The sequence below is a fragment of the Mesorhizobium escarrei genome, assembly GCF_935825525.1.
GTDB lineage: Bacteria > Pseudomonadota > Alphaproteobacteria > Rhizobiales > Rhizobiaceae > Mesorhizobium > Mesorhizobium escarrei.
The window spans coordinates 1-15,258 of record NZ_CAKXZT010000127.1 but is presented as its reverse complement, the minus strand read 5'-3'; the positions used below and the strand labels follow the sequence as shown (position 1 = coordinate 15,258).

15 protein-coding genes and 2 pseudogenes are annotated in these 15,258 nt (G+C 61.0%); 6 read left to right on the top strand and 11 right to left on the bottom strand.

Annotated features, from left to right (window positions below; all coding sequences use genetic code 11):
- Positions 1-236, top strand: a pseudogene (locus tag NMG80_RS17440) (protein CapI); the annotation flags it as partial.
- Between the two features lie 77 nt (positions 237-313).
- Here the strand turns inward: NMG80_RS17440 and NMG80_RS17435 are convergent.
- The 8 genes from NMG80_RS17435 to NMG80_RS17400 all read right to left on the bottom strand — a co-directional run bounded on the left by NMG80_RS17435 (position 314) and on the right by NMG80_RS17400 (position 7,518).
- Positions 314-1,144 (bottom strand): BtpA/SgcQ family protein, encoded by an 831-nt coding sequence (locus tag NMG80_RS17435; protein WP_254019235.1) that lies wholly within the window; start codon positions 1,142-1,144, stop codon positions 314-316.
- Positions 1,141-2,049 carry a ribokinase gene (locus NMG80_RS17430; RefSeq protein ID WP_254019234.1) on the bottom strand — a complete coding sequence of 303 codons (909 nt, stop codon included), beginning with the start codon at positions 2,047-2,049 and terminating at the stop codon, positions 1,141-1,143. The genes NMG80_RS17435 and NMG80_RS17430 overlap by 4 nt, the downstream gene beginning before the upstream one ends.
- 3 nt (positions 2,050-2,052) lie before the next feature.
- Positions 2,053-2,823, bottom strand: a complete 771-nt coding sequence (locus NMG80_RS17425) for a glutamine amidotransferase (protein ID WP_254019233.1) — start codon at positions 2,821-2,823, stop codon at positions 2,053-2,055.
- Positions 2,824-2,863: 40 nt separating this feature from the next.
- Complete coding sequence (locus tag NMG80_RS17420; protein WP_254019232.1) at positions 2,864-3,952, bottom strand: phosphotriesterase family protein; 1,089 nt, start codon at positions 3,950-3,952, stop codon at positions 2,864-2,866.
- A gap of 20 nt (positions 3,953-3,972) precedes the next feature.
- Entirely contained in the window at positions 3,973-4,983 is a 1,011-nt protein-coding gene (locus tag NMG80_RS17415; RefSeq protein ID WP_254019231.1) for an ABC transporter permease, read from the bottom strand.
- Entirely contained in the window at positions 4,980-5,777 is a 798-nt protein-coding gene (locus tag NMG80_RS17410) for an ATP-binding cassette domain-containing protein (RefSeq protein ID WP_254019230.1), read from the bottom strand. The genes NMG80_RS17415 and NMG80_RS17410 overlap by 4 nt, the downstream gene beginning before the upstream one ends.
- Positions 5,778-5,849: 72 nt before the next feature.
- Complete coding sequence (locus NMG80_RS17405) at positions 5,850-6,788, bottom strand: ABC transporter substrate-binding protein (RefSeq protein ID WP_254019229.1); 939 nt, start codon at positions 6,786-6,788, stop codon at positions 5,850-5,852.
- A gap of 118 nt (positions 6,789-6,906) precedes the next feature.
- A complete protein-coding gene (locus NMG80_RS17400) occupies positions 6,907-7,518 on the bottom strand; it encodes a cupin domain-containing protein (protein WP_254019228.1) in 612 nt (203 codons plus the stop codon).
- Between the two features lie 334 nt (positions 7,519-7,852).
- On the opposite strand from NMG80_RS17400, the gene NMG80_RS17395 reads away from it, so the two are divergent.
- The 4 genes from NMG80_RS17395 (at position 7,853) to NMG80_RS17380 (ending at position 12,816) form a co-directional block, all read left to right on the top strand.
- Positions 7,853-8,785 (top strand): complex I NDUFA9 subunit family protein, encoded by a 933-nt coding sequence (locus NMG80_RS17395; protein ID WP_254019227.1) that lies wholly within the window; start codon positions 7,853-7,855, stop codon positions 8,783-8,785.
- Between the two features lie 93 nt (positions 8,786-8,878).
- Positions 8,879-9,115, top strand: a complete 237-nt coding sequence (locus NMG80_RS17390) for a metallothionein (protein WP_077381301.1) — start codon at positions 8,879-8,881, stop codon at positions 9,113-9,115.
- Between the two features lie 161 nt (positions 9,116-9,276).
- Positions 9,277-11,049, top strand: a complete 1,773-nt coding sequence (locus tag NMG80_RS17385; RefSeq protein ID WP_254019226.1) for an SLC13 family permease — start codon at positions 9,277-9,279, stop codon at positions 11,047-11,049.
- A 567-nt stretch (positions 11,050-11,616) separates the two neighbouring features.
- Positions 11,617-12,816 (top strand): cation:proton antiporter, encoded by a 1,200-nt coding sequence (locus tag NMG80_RS17380; RefSeq protein WP_436798631.1) that lies wholly within the window; start codon positions 11,617-11,619, stop codon positions 12,814-12,816.
- A gap of 309 nt (positions 12,817-13,125) precedes the next feature.
- Here NMG80_RS17380 and NMG80_RS38160 read toward each other — a convergent pair whose 3' ends face one another.
- Positions 13,126-13,560: a DUF8467 domain-containing protein gene (locus NMG80_RS38160; protein ID WP_495664010.1), complete on the bottom strand. Its 435-nt coding sequence runs from the start codon at positions 13,558-13,560 to the stop codon at positions 13,126-13,128.
- 56 nt (positions 13,561-13,616) lie between these two features.
- The gene (locus tag NMG80_RS17375; protein WP_254019224.1) at positions 13,617-13,820 is read right to left on the bottom strand and encodes a hypothetical protein; all 204 of its coding nucleotides are present in this window, start codon (positions 13,818-13,820) and stop codon (positions 13,617-13,619) included.
- Positions 13,821-14,207: 387 nt separating this feature from the next.
- On the opposite strand from NMG80_RS17375, the gene NMG80_RS17370 reads away from it, so the two are divergent.
- Positions 14,208-14,669, top strand: coding sequence for a GFA family protein (locus NMG80_RS17370; RefSeq protein ID WP_367185966.1), 462 nt, complete (start codon positions 14,208-14,210; stop codon positions 14,667-14,669).
- A gap of 172 nt (positions 14,670-14,841) precedes the next feature.
- Here NMG80_RS17370 and NMG80_RS17365 read toward each other — a convergent pair.
- Positions 14,842-15,258 (bottom strand): annotated as a pseudogene (locus tag NMG80_RS17365) (hypothetical protein); the annotation flags it as partial.

Genomic DNA, 15,258 nt, shown 5'->3' with positions numbered 1-15,258 from the left:
ACAACCGGCCGGTGCGGCTGGGCGATTTCATCGACACTCTGGAAAAACTGCTCGGCGTAAAAGCGATCCGCCACAGCGAGCCGATGCAGAGCAGCGATGTCGAGCGGACCTGTGCCGACATGACGGCGCTGGAGCGCGATTTCGGCTTCAAGCCGAGCGTTTCGATCGAAGATGGGCTGAAGAAATTCGTCGACTGGTATCGGTCCGAATGGGCTGCGGGATCAACGACAAGGTGACTGCGGCCTGCGGGTCGTCGCCTGCGGGTCTCCGCGTTTGCGGCCCAAGGCCGCAACTTCGCTCCAGTCCCGCTCGATCATCGCCTCAGCCCGGCCATGAAGGTCTTTACTCGGGCCGGGTCGACCTGGTTCCACCAGACGCCGTCATGCTTCAGCGCACTGGCGATGATGATCCCATCGACGATGCCGAGGATATCGTTGGCATTGTCGGGCGTCACGCCGCTGCCGACCAGCGTCGGTAGGCCGGCGGCCTCTTTGATGATGCTGATATAGCTCAGATCCGCAGCGTGCCCGGTGCGTTGACCGGTCGCAATGATGGCGTCGGCGTCGAAGAAGACCAGATCCTTGACCAGTTCCTGCACCGGGCGGTCGGCAACGATTGCATGCGCGCCGTGTTTGACATGGGCATCGGCGAAAACACGGATGCCGTTGGCGCGCAGCCTGGCGCGGTAGCGGGCCGCGCGCCCCGACTCCCCCTCGACAAAGCCCTCATTGGCGACATAGGCATTCGCCCATTGATTGACGCGGATGAAACCCGCGCCGGCGGCACTGGCGATCGCTAAGGCCGGGATCGCGGCGTTTGCGAGCACATTGATGCCGACCGGCTTGCCGAGCTCGCGGCGAATACGGTCGGAAACGACCGCCATATAGGCCGCTGTCTCCGGTCCGACATCGTCAGGTTTGGCAAAGGGGATGTCGCCATGGTTCTCGACGATCACGCCGTCGCATCCGCCATCGAGATAGGATCTCGCATCATCGAGCCCGCGCTGATAAATAGCCTCGACCGCCTCGCCGTCATAGCGCGGCGCGCCCGGAAGCGGCGCAAGATGAACGACGCCGATCACCACCTTGGTGCGGCCGAAAAGTTCTACGAGCGCGTCGCCGCCTGATTGACCGAGTTGGGTCATGAGAGCTCCGTTTGATTGATGAGCGCCGCCATTTCAGACGCGGAAGGACAGGATATCAGTGTGCCCGGGCGAGTCACCGCAATTGCCGCAGCCGCGAGCGCGAATTTCAGTCCTGAGGTAACCGACATGCCCTGGGCAAGCCCGCCGGCCAGACACCCGCAAAACACATCGCCGGCGCCGCTGGTGTCGAGCGCCTCGACATGTGGTGCCGGCAAACGAAACGATCCTCCCTGGCCCGGGCCAAGCACGAGACAGCCTTCCGCACCAAGGGTGATCACGACTGTCCCGGCCCCTTTGGCCGCAAGCGCGTCGGCGGCGGCTGACATGTCATCCTGGCCGGTCAGCGCTTTCGCCTCGGATTGATTCACCACCAACACCTCTGCCATACCGAAATCAGGCAGAGCCGCCGCATCGATAGGGCTGACGTTGAGGACGGTGCGCGCGCCATTTTCTTGTGCTGCCTGCAGGCAGGCATCCGTCGCGGCGCCCCGCAGGTTTCCTTGGCAGACTACGATGTCGCCAAACGCGATCCGGCGCGCAAATGCGGTTTGCGCGATCGGATCGAACGCCTCGCTGCAGGCGACGCCGCTCACGATGAAGTTCTCGCCGCTGGCCTCAATGACGATGGTCGAGCGGTCGCTTGGCAGGTCGAATTCAATCGCCTCGAGGTCAGACAACTCCCTGTCGAGGCGGCTCCTTATCCATGTGCCTGCGCGGTCCTTGCCGAGCGCCGTCCAAAACGTTACCGCAACACCGGTGCGCGCGGCCGCAACCGCCTGGTTTGCTCCCTTGCCGCCGAGGCCATCGGCGTAGCTGGAGGCGTTCAAAGTCTCACCGGCGGCAGGGAAGCGGCCGACGCGAAACGTCGTGTCGACGCAGGCATTGCCGACGACATGGACATGCATCGCTCAGCTCTCACCCGTCGCCCAGCTCAGCATCTGTTCGAACAGGGTTTTGTAGCCGTTCCAGGCGATGAACTCCGGTGGCAGCCAATGCGGCCCGACATCGGACGTCCAGGCCACAGTGCGGCCCTTGCCATAGTGGCCGGTGACGAGCAGTGGCAGCGATCCGTAGTCTGACGACACTGTTGCCAGAACTTCCGCCCCGTCTTTCGGCGTCACCTCGTTGAAGCCGAGCAGGACTGGCCAATCCGAACCGAGACCCTTCAGGATCGGATGGTCCGAGGAGCCTTTCAGGACAGGCGAAAACCCTTCCGGCACCTCGACGCGGTCGTCGAACGCGAGGCAGTTCACCGGCAGCACCTCCTCGACCGGCGTCTTCCGATAGCGCGCGCCGCCATTGATGCCCTGGAAGCTATAGTAGCCGCCGAACATCAAAAGCCCGCCGCCGTCGCGCACGTAATCGCGCAGCAGGCGCAAGCGGTTCGGCGTCGGCTTTGAGTGAACCCAGGTGTCGGGATGCAGAAGCAGCGTATTGGCGCCGATGTCGGAGAGCACCACCGCGTCATAGGCCGAAAGCGCCCCCATTGTTTGCGGAAAGCTGCGCTGTGCCTCATGCGCCGGCATGAAGGTCACGTCGAAGTCGGTCGCTTTCAGGGCCGTCAGCAATTCGTCGGCGCCGGTGTGGTAGGTGACCGTGGGAAACTGGTCGAAGCCCTTGATATGGGTGGCGGTCGACACCCAGGATTCACCGGCAAGCAGGATCTTTTTCTTGGACATTTGAACTCCGTCGTAAGTCTGAGCCGTAAGTTCGGGCCGCTTAGTTCTGCCGCGCGAACACGGCCTTCGGATTGGCGATCAGCATGCGGTCGATGGCTGGCTGCTCGACGCCATGGCGTTTCAGGCGCGGTATGAAGTGCTTGAGGATGTAGCCGTAGCCGAAACCGCCGAAGCGGGTCAGCATGATCTTGAGGAACACATCCTGCGACAGCAGCAGGCGGTCGCCGAAGCCGGCCTCGACAAGTGCCGCGATTGCCCGCGCATTCTCTTCGTCGGACGGCGATTGCGCGTCCTGATCGGCATAATAATAATCCATGCCGATCATGTCGTATTCCAAGAACGCGCCGCGCCGGGCGAGGCTTGTCTGATAGTCGAGGTCATTGTGGCTGGGGTTCATGTGGCAGAGCACCGTGTGGCGAAGATCGGCGCCCTCGGCCTCCACGACATCGAGCACATCGTGCGCCAGCCGCTCCCAGCCGGGCAAATGGATTGACAGCGGCACGCCGGTGATGCGCGAGGCTCTTGCGGAAGCTCGCAGCGACTTTCGTTCCTCTGAAGTAAAGTCCTTGCTGACGCCGATCTCGCCGATCAGGCCGGCCAGGATCGGCGGCTGCGTCTCGCCGCCACCGACGTCGGTGACGATGAACTCGGTCACCGCGTCGACATCCATCGCCTTCAGCCATTCGGGATGGGTGTGCTCCAGATAGAAGCCGGTGCCCATGACGATCTTCAGGCCGGACATGCGGCTGATGCGGGCGAGCTTTTCCGGCTCGCGGCCGATGCCGATATTGGTCGCGTCGACGACGGTATGGCCGCCGAGTGCGCGATAGCGTTGCAGCTCAGACAGCGCCAGGTCACTGTCGTCGAGCGAAACATTGTCGCGGTTGACGTAAGGGTTCATGCGCAATTCGCCGATGATCTCGATGTTCACCGGCTGCTCGGCGAGCGCCATGTCGTCGGGATGACAGGGGCATTTCCAGGTGCGCGCGCCGTCGAGCAAGATGTGCTCGTGCATCAGCGTGACGCCCATTTCTTCGACCGGAACCGGGCCGAGCACGGTCATCACATGACCGGTTTCGACTCCGATCGCCAGCCGCTGCCTGGGAGCGTCATCGAAAAGATCACTCATGGAAGAGATCACTCATGGGCTCAACGGCTCCGCACGGCGCCGCGGAACAGGCGAAAGTTGAGCCAGATGGCGATCAGGATGATCGTTCCGGTGACGATCGGCGTCAGGAATGGCGACAGATGCGCCAGGATCAGGCCGTTGCCGATGACGGCCACCGTAAGCGCGCCGAGCACCGTGCCGACGATCGTTCCGCGGCCGCCGAACAGACTGGTGCCGCCAAGCACGACGGCAGCGATGACTTCGAGCTCAAAACCCTGCCCGGCATTCGACGATCCGGATCCGAGCCGGGCAGCAATGATGATCCCCGCAAGTGATGCTGCGGCGGCGGAAATCACGTAAACGAAAAGCGTCGTCAGCCGTGTGTTGACGCCGGCGCGCCTGACCGCTTCGGCGTTGGCGCCAATGCCGGTCACGTAGCGGCCGAACGGCGTCTCGTTGAAGGCGATATAGGCGATCGCGAGGATCGCCAGCGCGATCAGCGCCGGCGCCGGCACGCCAAGCAGCCAGGCGCGGCCCAGCACCGTGAAAGGGCTTCCCGGCTCGATGGGGATCGAGTAGCCGCCGGTGATCAGCAGCGCCACGCCACGGATCACCGAAAGCCCGGCAAGCGTGACGATGAAGGCCGGGATGCCCTCATAAGCGACGAAATAGCCCTGCACCGCGCCAAGCAAGGCGCCCAGCGCAAGCATGGCGAGGATGACCAGCGGCCATGGCAGGCCCAGCTGCAGCAATGTCGCCGACAAGGTTGCCACCAGTGCCAGCACGGAGCCGACCGAAAGGTCGATGCCGCCGGTGGTGATGACGAAGGTCATCGCCGCGGCGACGATCAGCAGCGGTGCCGACTGCCGCAGGATGTTCAGCAGGTTGGGCGACGTCAGAAAGGCGTCCGTCGCCACCGAGAAGATGACGCAAACGGCCAGAAAGAACAGCGCGATCGACACGACGCTGCCGTTGGCGAGCACCGCATCTCGCCATGTGGATTCGCGGACCCTTCGAGACTGCGCGGAACGGGTCGAAGTCACCTCGCTCATGCTGGCGCTCCATCGCGATAGGCGTTGGTGGCGGAACGAGCGTTGAATTTGCGGCCGACGATCAGGTTGACGACATCCTCGATGTTGGTTTCGCCGATCAGCCGCTCGGCGACGTTGCGTCCTTCGTACATGACCTGGATGCGGTCGCATACGAGGAACAGATCCTGAAGGCGGTGGGTGATCAGGATGACACTGACGCCGCGGGCGCTCACGGTGCGGATCAGGTCGAGCACCGCCTCGACCTCGGCGACAGCAAGCGCTGCCGTCGGCTCATCCATGATCAGCACGGACGGCTCGAAGGAAGCGGCGCGGCCGATCGCGATCGACTGTCGCTGTCCGCCGGACAGGTTTTCGACCTTGAGCCGCGTGTCGGCGATAACGATGCCGAGACGGTCGAGCATCTGACGCGTTTGCTCGTGCATGCGCTTCTTGTCGAGAAAGGAAATGCCGGCGATGCGGCGGCGCGGCTCGCGGCCGAGAAAGAGATTGCCGGCGACGTCGACCGTGTCGCAGAGCGAAAGATCCTGATAGACCATCTCGACGCGCGCCGCACGCGCCTCCGCCGGCGAGCTGAAGGTCACCGGCATGCCATCGATCTCGATCGTGCCGGCATCGGGAACCACCGCCCCCGACAGCACCTTGCTCAACGTCGACTTTCCCGCGCCATTGTCGCCGACAAGCCCCAGGACCTCGCCCGGCCTCAGCACCAGCGACACGTCATCGAGCGTCTGAATGGCGTTGTAGCGCTTTGAGATGCCGCTCATCCGCACCCGATAGGTCTCGCCACTGCTCATGTTGGATCCACGGATTAGCAAAGCATCCGCGGCGTAGTCCTTCGCGGCGCCGCGGATGGGTCATCATGCAGGCTACTGGAACATCGGGCGGTATTGTTCGACATTGTCCTTGGTCACGATCGTCACCGGAATGTTGATGATTGGCTCGACCGTTTCGCCCTTCTTGAGCTTGACCAATGCTTCGACAGCGGCCTTGCCTTCGCCGGCCGGGTCCTGCTGGACGACCGCCACCACCCAACCATCGTCAATGCCCTGAACGACCTGCTTGGTCAGGTCCCAGCCGAACACCTTGACGTCGCCGGTGCGGCCTTGGCTGGTTACGGCCGAAACAGCGCCGAGCAACGCCGGCTCGCCGGTCGCATATAGCGTCGTCATGTCCGGATTGGCGGTCATCAAATTCTCCGAAGCGCTCATCGCGGTCTCCTGAACATTCTGGCCGTCGACCGTGTCGAGGAAGGTGATCGCCAGGCCGCTGTCAGTGACCGCCTTCTTGAAGCCGTCGAGCCGCTGGTTCTGGATGAACGAATTGAGCGCGCCGACAATGCCGATCTTGGCAGTGCCGCCCATCTCCGACTTCACATAGTCTGCATAGAATTTGCCGATATCCTCGCCGGCCTTGGCGTTGTCGACACCGATGAACGCAACGTTGTCGCCGTCAGGTATCTGCGCGTCAATGGCGATCACCGGGATGCCGGCCGCCTTCGCGGCGGTGATAGCAGGCTTGACCCCGTTGACGTCGATGGCGACCAGAATGATGCCGTCGACTTTTTGTGTGATGTAGTTCTCGATCGCGTCATTTTGCGCGCTCGGCACGTTGTTGGCATTGAAGATGACCAGCTTGGCGCCGGCGGCGTCGGCCGCCTTCTGTGCGCCCTCGTTGATCTGGTTGAAGAACAGGGCCTGCTGGTTGATGTTGACGAGAGCGAACGTATCGGCGAACGCCGATCCCATCGCTGTCGAGCAGATGGCCAAGACGGCGGCGCAACGGAAGAGAAGTTTGAACGGACGCATTTACGGTTCCCCTTGCTTGCGGGCCAAACCTGTTCGGCTGGCCCATTGGTGCTACAGCACAAGGCAAACATTCAAGAGACTTGAATACTTGTCAACGAATTTGATCTCACAACGCCCGTCAGAAGGTCGCTGGCGTGTTGACCCAAAAAATGCTGGCTCTCTCCTTGCCGATGTTGCGGTAATGATGCGGCAGCTCCGACCTGAACACGAACGCATCGCCGGTGGCGAGATCATGGCTCTTGCCATCGACGATCAGCTTTATCCGGCCGGCAAGCACGTAGCCGACTTCCTCGCCGACATGCTGGATGGGACCTTCGCTCTCGCCGTCCGCCTCGATATGATGGATGTTGCACTGCAACAGGTGTCCGGGCGAATATGGAATGATGCGTTCGAGCGAGATGCCCTCGCCGCGCCTCAGCGCGTCGAGCGAGATCAATGGCCGCGCGCCTGCGCGGAACACAATCGCCTCGTCGTCGTCGACCTGTTCGAACATCCAGCCGATATTGGTCTCCAGAACTTCGACCAGACGGTGAAGCATGGGCAGGGATGGCGAAGCCTTGCCGTTCTCGATCTTGGACAAAAGGCTTTCAGAGCAGTTCGCAGCTGTCGCCAGCGCCTTCAGCGTCATGCCCCGTGTCTGCCGGGCGAGGCGCAACCGCGTTCCAAGCCGCGCGGCATTTACGGTGGCGTCCGTTTCGGACTCCGGCCGTCGCCGATCGATTTTGTTCATCCGTTCGCCAACCATTCAACAGTCATGGGACAACTGTCGCGCGAGCAAAAGGCAGCCGCGACCGATTTGCAAGTGGTGATCTGTCAATTTCGACCTAGCCGGGCCTCGATCGGTTTTTGATAGCACGGGATAAAGCAACCCAGCGTCAAACACTTGCCGTCCACAGCGACATCGGCCATCCCTCGATCGAACCCGGCGCCGACTGGAACAAAAAGCGTTCCTGCGTTGTTCTCCAACCGTCCCGATGTTCGAAGGGGCTGGTTCATACGCCGGCCAGAGGCAATCCTCGCGGCAGGCGCTCCGCGGGCACGCGAAACAAGGGATGGCGAGGCAGATGGATCCTGACGATCTCAACGCAGAACGGATCGTCACCGTGTTCGGCGGGACAGGCTTTCTCGGGCGCCGGATCGTGAAGCGGCTCCTGGAAACGGGTTACACAGTCCGCGCCGCATCCCGCCACCCGGCTCGTGTGGGCCCGGTCTTTTCTTCGACTGCAAGGATGCCAGAAGCCGTCGAGGCGGACATATTGGATGCGTCCTCGATCGGCTCGGCGATTGCCGGATCACAGGTGATCGTGAACGCCGTCAGTCTCTACGTCGAGCAGGGCGCCCAGACGTTTGAGCGCGTGCATGTGGAAGCCGCAGCTGATCTCGCCGCTGCGTCGCGCGCCGGCGAGGTCGACCGGTTGGTCCAGATTTCGGGGATCGGCTCCGATCCTCAATCGGATTCGAATTATATTAGCGCACGTGGCCGCGGAGAAGAGGCGGTGGCGAGCGCATTTCCCGGCGCCATCATTGTGCGTCCCGCCGTCATGACGGGACCTGATGACGTTTTCCTCACGACGATTGTGCGGCTGATACGTCTCCTGCCGGTCTATCCGCTGTTCGGCGATGGTAGCACACGGCTTCAGCCGGTCTATGTGGAAGACGTCGCAGACGCAGTCAGCCGGCTGATCGACGGCCGAAACCACAAGGGTTCATCGATATTCGAATTCGGCGGCCCGCGCATCTACACCTATAGGGAACTGCTGCGGGAGATCGCCCGACAGCTCGGTACCCACATCAGGCTGATGCCGGTGCCGTTTGCGGCGTGGGACGCCTTGGCCGGCGTCGCAGAACTCCTTCCGGGAGCGCCGATAACGCGCAACCAGGTCGATCTTATGCGGCACGACAATGTGGCAGCAATCGGCGCGCCGGGCCTGAAGGAAATCGACATCGCGCCGCGGGGCATCGAGGAGGTGATCCGCTTGATCGAACGGCGCGCGTGAGGCTGCTCGGACTCCTCCACGAACCTGACGGGAACCTATCGCCATGCGGCGGGTTGGTCGAGCTTGAGCCAATGAAGAAGAAGGAAAAGAACTATGGCCAGATGCGATCAATGCGGCAATGACTACGACAAGGCTTTCGAAGTGAAGCTGGCTGAGGAAACCTATACGTTCGACAGCTTCGAATGCGCGATCCAGAAACTTGCGCCGCTCTGCCCGCATTGCGGGTGCCGGATCATCGGACATGGTGTCGAACAAGATGACATCATCTACTGCTGCGCCCATTGCGCCGCGGAGGAAGGTGCAAGCGCGCTGACCGATCGCGCGCCTTGATGCAATGCTACCAGGATCATGGCTCCATGAGCCAGGAACATTGCTCGACATGGGCTTGGCAAGTACGGAACCGTGCTAGCAAAGCCCTGACCAGCGAAAGCAACAAAAGGGCGGTTTGGCCGTTCTGATCAGTTGCATGAGTGGCCGGGGGCATCCGCAACATGACCATGCCGCAAATTCTGTCGTTCGCCGTTATCTTCATAATGATGGCGGCGCTCGTATGGGGTCGGTATCGATATGATCTGGTCGCAGCTGCGGCACTGTTGCTTGCACTCGCGGTCGGCATCGTGCCTTTCGACCAAGCCTTCAGCGGGTTCAGTGACGATATCGTGGTCATCGTCGGCAGTGCCCTGCTGGTGAGCGCAGGCATAGCACGCTCGGGCATCATGGAAGTTACCATCAAGCGCTTCGCCCCGAACTTATCGGGCGTTCGCTCGCAACTGGCGCTGCTGGTGATCGTGGTTACGATCCTGTCTGCCTTTGTAAAGAACATCGGCGCGCTCGCTATCATGATCCCGATAGCCTTCCAGTTCGCGCGCCGGTCGAGCATTTCACCCTCGATATTCCTGATGCCTATGGCGTTCGGGTCACTGCTCGGTGGACTCATGACGCAGGTGGGAACATCTCCCAATATCGTTGTGTCCCGTGTGCGGGAGGAACTGACCGGCACCGCCTTCACGATGTTCGACTTTACACCTGTTGGAGCCGCCCTGGCCGCCGCCGGAACGATCTTCCTGGTGTTTTTTTATTGGCTGTTACCGGTGCGCGAAAAGCTGGGCGGGTCGGTGAATGAAGCCATCAACATCAAGAATTACCTGACAGAGGCCCGAATTGTCCGCGATTCGACGGTGCTCGGGAAAACCGTCGCAGACCTCATTAAGCTTTCTGGCGGCGATGTTGTCGTGACGTCGATCCTGCGCAACCGGACCATGCGGATGACGCCACTGCCCGACGTTGTCCTCAAAGTGAACGACATTCTGCTGCTCGAGGGCGACCCAGAGGCGCTGGATCGCCTTGTCTCCCAGGGCAAGCTCAGCGTTACGGGCAACAGGGCCAGCGGGGACGACACGACCAGCGAGCTGGTCGCTATCGAAGCCGTCATCGGTGAAAGCTCCCCTTTGATCGGCTGGACAGCCCAGCGTCTTGCCCTCTATCACCGCTTCAATGTCAACCTCCTGGCTGTCAGCCGTCACGGCGAGCGCCTCGACCGCAGGCTGGCCGAAGTCCAGCTGAGGCTGGGCGACGTCGTGGTGCTGCAGGGCAATGCAGCGACGATACCCGAGATACTGCGCGAACTCGGCTGCTTGCCGCTGGCAGAAAGGGCTATCCTGCTTGGCAGCGTCCGCAAGGGTATCGTGCCGGTAATCATCCTTGCTCTCGCCATGCTGGCGACTGCGTTCGGGCTGCTCCCGGTCTCCGTCGCTTTCTTTGCGGCCGCGGTCGGGATGGTGCTTTTCAGGGTCATCCCGGTCCGAGACGTCTACCAATCGCTGGACGGTCCAATCCTCGTCATGCTCGCCGTTCTCATTCCAGTCAGCGATTCGCTACGCAGCACGGGGGCGACAGGGGTAATTGCCGGCGAGCTTGCCAAACTGGGGACCATTCTTCCGGCGACCGGCGCATTGATGCTCATCCTTGTCGCCGCGATGGCCGTGACGCCATTCCTCAACAATGCCGCCACCGTTCTGGTCATGGCGCCTATCGCGGCCGAGTTTGCTGGCGATCTCGGCTACAGGCCGGAAGCATTTCTGATGGCGGTCGCGATTGGCGCCGGCTGCGATTTCCTCACCCCGATAGGCCACCAGTGCAACACGCTCGTCATGGGACCGGGCGGCTACCGTTTCAGCGACTATCCACGCCTGGGGCTGCCGCTATCGTTCCTCGTCGTCATTGTTGCCGTGCCGATGCTCATGATCGTATGGCCGATGAGTTAATCTGCGGCGGACGGATCAATCCTGCTCGAACTTTCGCTGCCCAACGAGACAACGATTTTGAGAAGGCATAAGCCACGATAGCGCCTCAGCATGTAGGCCGCCGATCGCCGCTCAGCTTGGCTAAACCCGCGGTTTCGACGACGGTGAACTCTTGGACAATGATCATTGCCTCGGCCTCGGCAAACCGTGCGAAGGCGCCAAGTTGGGCGGGCTCAATTGCGCGAGCCGAACGCCCTTGCCGCTTGTGTGGCGACCCGGTCCCAGGTGACCGCGCCCGCCATCTTGCTGTTGACCAGTGTGTGCAAATGCAAACACAGTTTGCAATTTGCTTACCCACTACTATAGGAGGCTGATCTGCCCTTAAGCGCGGACAGCGGCTCCATGTCCGTGTTACGATGGCGTCGGTCGAGCGACGCGCTGGGGAAGCATATGGCGGGCGAATATTGGATGAGGAGAGATTCCTGTTTGTGCTCGGGTCGGAAGCAGGTTGGCGCTTCGAACATGCGTTCAACGGTCTAAGCCCACATGCAGTCCGATGCCCTCCTCTTGGCGGTTTTTGGAGCAATCGTGCTCGTTACCGCCTGGCTACCCCTGTTTCTCAGGAAGCTTCCTCTTTCGCTGCCAATGGTTTGCATCGGAATCGGGGTTCTTTTGGTCTGGTCACCATTCTCTCCGCTCGTCGGGGTGAACCCACTTGAGAACCGGATACTAACCGAACGCATCACGGAGTTGGTTATCATCGTCGCCCTTATGGGGGCAGGGCTGAAGCTGGACCGGCCAGTGAGTTGGCGGGGTTGGGAGTCGTCATTCCGCCTCCTCGGCATCGCCATGCCTCTGACGATCGCAGGAATTACATTTCTCGGCTGGTCAATTCTCGGGCTTGGTCTTGCCGCCGCACTTCTGCTTGGAGCTGCTCTGGCGCCAACTGATCCTGTTCTGGCAAGCGACATACAGGTTGGTCCACCTCAATCCGGCAAGGAGGATGACGTGCGCTTTGCTCTTACCTCCGAGGCCGGCCTCAATGACGGAGCGGCGTTTCCGTTCGTCTTCCTCGCAATCGCGATTGCGCTGTCCAGTGCGTCCGGCGAGCCTTTCTTCACACGCTGGCTTGTCGTTGATGTTCTCTGGAAGATCGCCGCAGGCGTTGGCATCGGGTGGCTGGGCGGTAAAGCTATGGGCTACCTCACGTTTCATCTGCCCAAACGGTCGGGTTTGTCAGAGACGAGAGACGGCTTTGTTGCGCTCGGTATCACCTTCCTTGCGTACGGCTCGACCGAAATGCTGCACGGCTATGGCTTCCTTGCAGTCTTCGTCGCGGCCGTGGCGCTCCGGTCTGTCGAACGCAAGCACCAATATCATGAGAGCTTGCACGACTTCGCGGAGCAGATCGAGCGATTGCTGATGATGATCCTACTGGTCTGCTTTGGGGCAGCCATCGCAGAAGGGTCGATTTTTGGCGCCTTAAGTTGGCAGGTGATCGTCACGACCGCCCTGGTGCTGTTCGTTGTGCGCCCGCTCGCGGCGTGGGTTGGGCTAATAGGATTTCCGACGTCATCACGCGAAAAGGCCGTGATCGCTTTTTTCGGAATACGGGGCCTTGGATCGTTCTACTACCTCGCATTTGCACTCGGGCAGGCTGAATTCGAGGGGGCGACGGTTCTTTGGGTAACCGTCTGCTTCGCCGTACTGAGTTCAATTGTTATGCATGGCGTTATGGTAACTCCGATCATGCACCAGTTGGACACGGCCGACCACGCTCCTGGCTGAGGATGCCCCGCGCTCGGCCCAGGTAGCCCAAGCGGCGGTTGATGCCGATATGCCAGCTTTCGCGCGCAACCCAAAGCCGAGGGAATGACCGGCACCCAGGGGAGGGGCGGGCCGGCATTTTGCAATCATTTCCGCGCGGCGGAGCAAAATTTGGACTCTCACGCGGGCGCCGCGGAGCCGGGGCCCGGCTCGGTCATTTCGCATGCAAATCAACTGGACTTAATGTTCATCAATCGCCTGCAAGGGCGTCAGCCCGGTGCGGTCATCGTCCCTTCTACAAAACCAGTGAGAAAGGTCTTGACCCGTCTATCAGCGTGGCCAGCCATCCACGTCATCGCCGCTGGTCCAACCATAGCGATCGGTCGAGCGCACTTGGGTTTGCGGACCAGGATGGTCCGGCCGGTGCTTCCGGCAGCTGCGGATTCCGCTACTGAACGACCGAGTTCCGGAAGGTTTTTTGATTGCACGCGACAGCAACTTGTACCTGCGCTCGACGTTAGCCGCGGCTTTAGCTTCCGCAGGTTCCGTAGAGATCGCGAAACTGCCCTCCGCTATAACTGTTTCGGTCAATTTGCATCGCAGGAATTGAATCGTGGAATTCTCATCTCGGCAATACCAATCGCCATGTGCCGTCAACTTCGCCGACAGTTGTGGCAGGTCCTCAGGAGACCAGATTATGCAGTAGCTTCCGATAGCAGAGATGTCTCGGGTGGTGCGGGGTGACTGCGTTCCACCGCGGGCCATCGACGAAAAGGATAGCCGGATCGTGAAAAAGTTCGGATACCAGAGCAGCCTCGTCATCAGGATGCATACGAAGGGCTCGTGTGGACCGTACCGACTTGCAATCGCGAATGAATGCGCCACGGGCCATCACCAAGATATTTTTCGCGCGGAACCTTGGCGAACGCCTCGATGATGGCAGGATTGTGCACAACGGGCGATAAGACACGTAGATCTTCGGCAAACCATCGGCGCGCTTCACTAGCGTCGGTTCCTGTCAGCATGAAATGTCGGCTCCCGGATTGTGCGTACTTTCTCATGCTCTCAGAAAACCGAACGACGGGAAAGGGTCCCTATCTTCGCATTGAAGGGCGATCCGGCTATGCCCGCTGTCCACCCGATTGCGACGTAGAATGCTCCTTGGCTGTAACGAATCGAGCTGATGCGCCGACCGGCTTGGTCGCGCCATTTCGCGACGTTCATGGCCCTTCTCAAAAGCTGCCCTTCGCGCAACGGCTCGATTCGGACCCAAGGCGGACGCTTGATCGCAAGCGACAAGGCTCGTTCTAACGCCGTGTCGCCCAATATGCTCGACAACGGCGTATCGATTGGCGATTGTGAGATGGCTTGTGACGGACACGACGTCGTCCTTGGTTTGAGACAGGGGGCCAATGGCAAATTTCAGCGGACGTTGTATGTGCGGAGCGGTTACCTGGACCTGCTCCGGACAGATCATGCGCAACCTGGTTTGCCACTGTGCCGATTGTCAGCGTGCCACCTCCGCCCCTTTCACTGCATTCCTGGGTGTGAGCCCCAAGCAACTGACCTGGTCGGGCGAAGTCGTGCATTATGAGAGTAGTCCCAGAACATTCAGGGGGTTCTGCCCATCATGCGGTACGAGACTCTATTTCCGATCCGACAAGTGGCCCCTCGAGGTTCATGTGCACGCCGCCACAATGACCAGTCCGGACGAATATCAGCCTAGCGCTCAGGTGATGACTTGCTCGCGGGTCAAATGGCTGGACCAGCTCGGATTGATTCCAACCTATGAGGGTTTTCAGCAAAGCCCGGCAAATCACAGGTCTGCCGAGACTCGTGGCAAGGGCCACACTGCGATCGCCGATTTGAAATAGGTCTGCTAGTCACGCATGAGAGCCGTGCGAGGCAACGGTGGCAGTGACGTTTTCCATCCCAACCAACCCTTCCGAGCTCCTGAGGTTCAGATATTTGAACTAGCGGGACGCGCCAGGAGCCGACCTTGTCGATTTTTACCGAAGCAGACACTGGGTGAACAGACCCGACCCCTCAGCCGTTGACGGACCCTGGACCGACCGATGTAGGCGTCGAGCGCGACATCAAACCTGTCTGCGCCGCATCATGACGCGGTGTTATGCGTGAGCCGGTGGACGGCAGGCCGAAGGCCGCAATCAGGCTCGCACCCAGCGGCGGGGCATACAGGACGACTTCGGCGATCTCTCCGCTACCTGCCAAGACATGCAGGGAATGCGGCAGATACGGCCCGTCGTCGCGGCGGGCGTAGACGGCCGCCGCCGGCTGCCCGTTTGCAACGACAGCCACGGCCCGGAAGCCTTCATAACGCGGCCAGGCGCCAGTCATGAAGCGCTCCACTTCGTCGCGGCCGGTGAATGTGCGGCGCCACGGCGGCATGGTTAGGACGATATCCTTGTGCAACAGCCCCACTAGTACCTTTTCACAGTGATG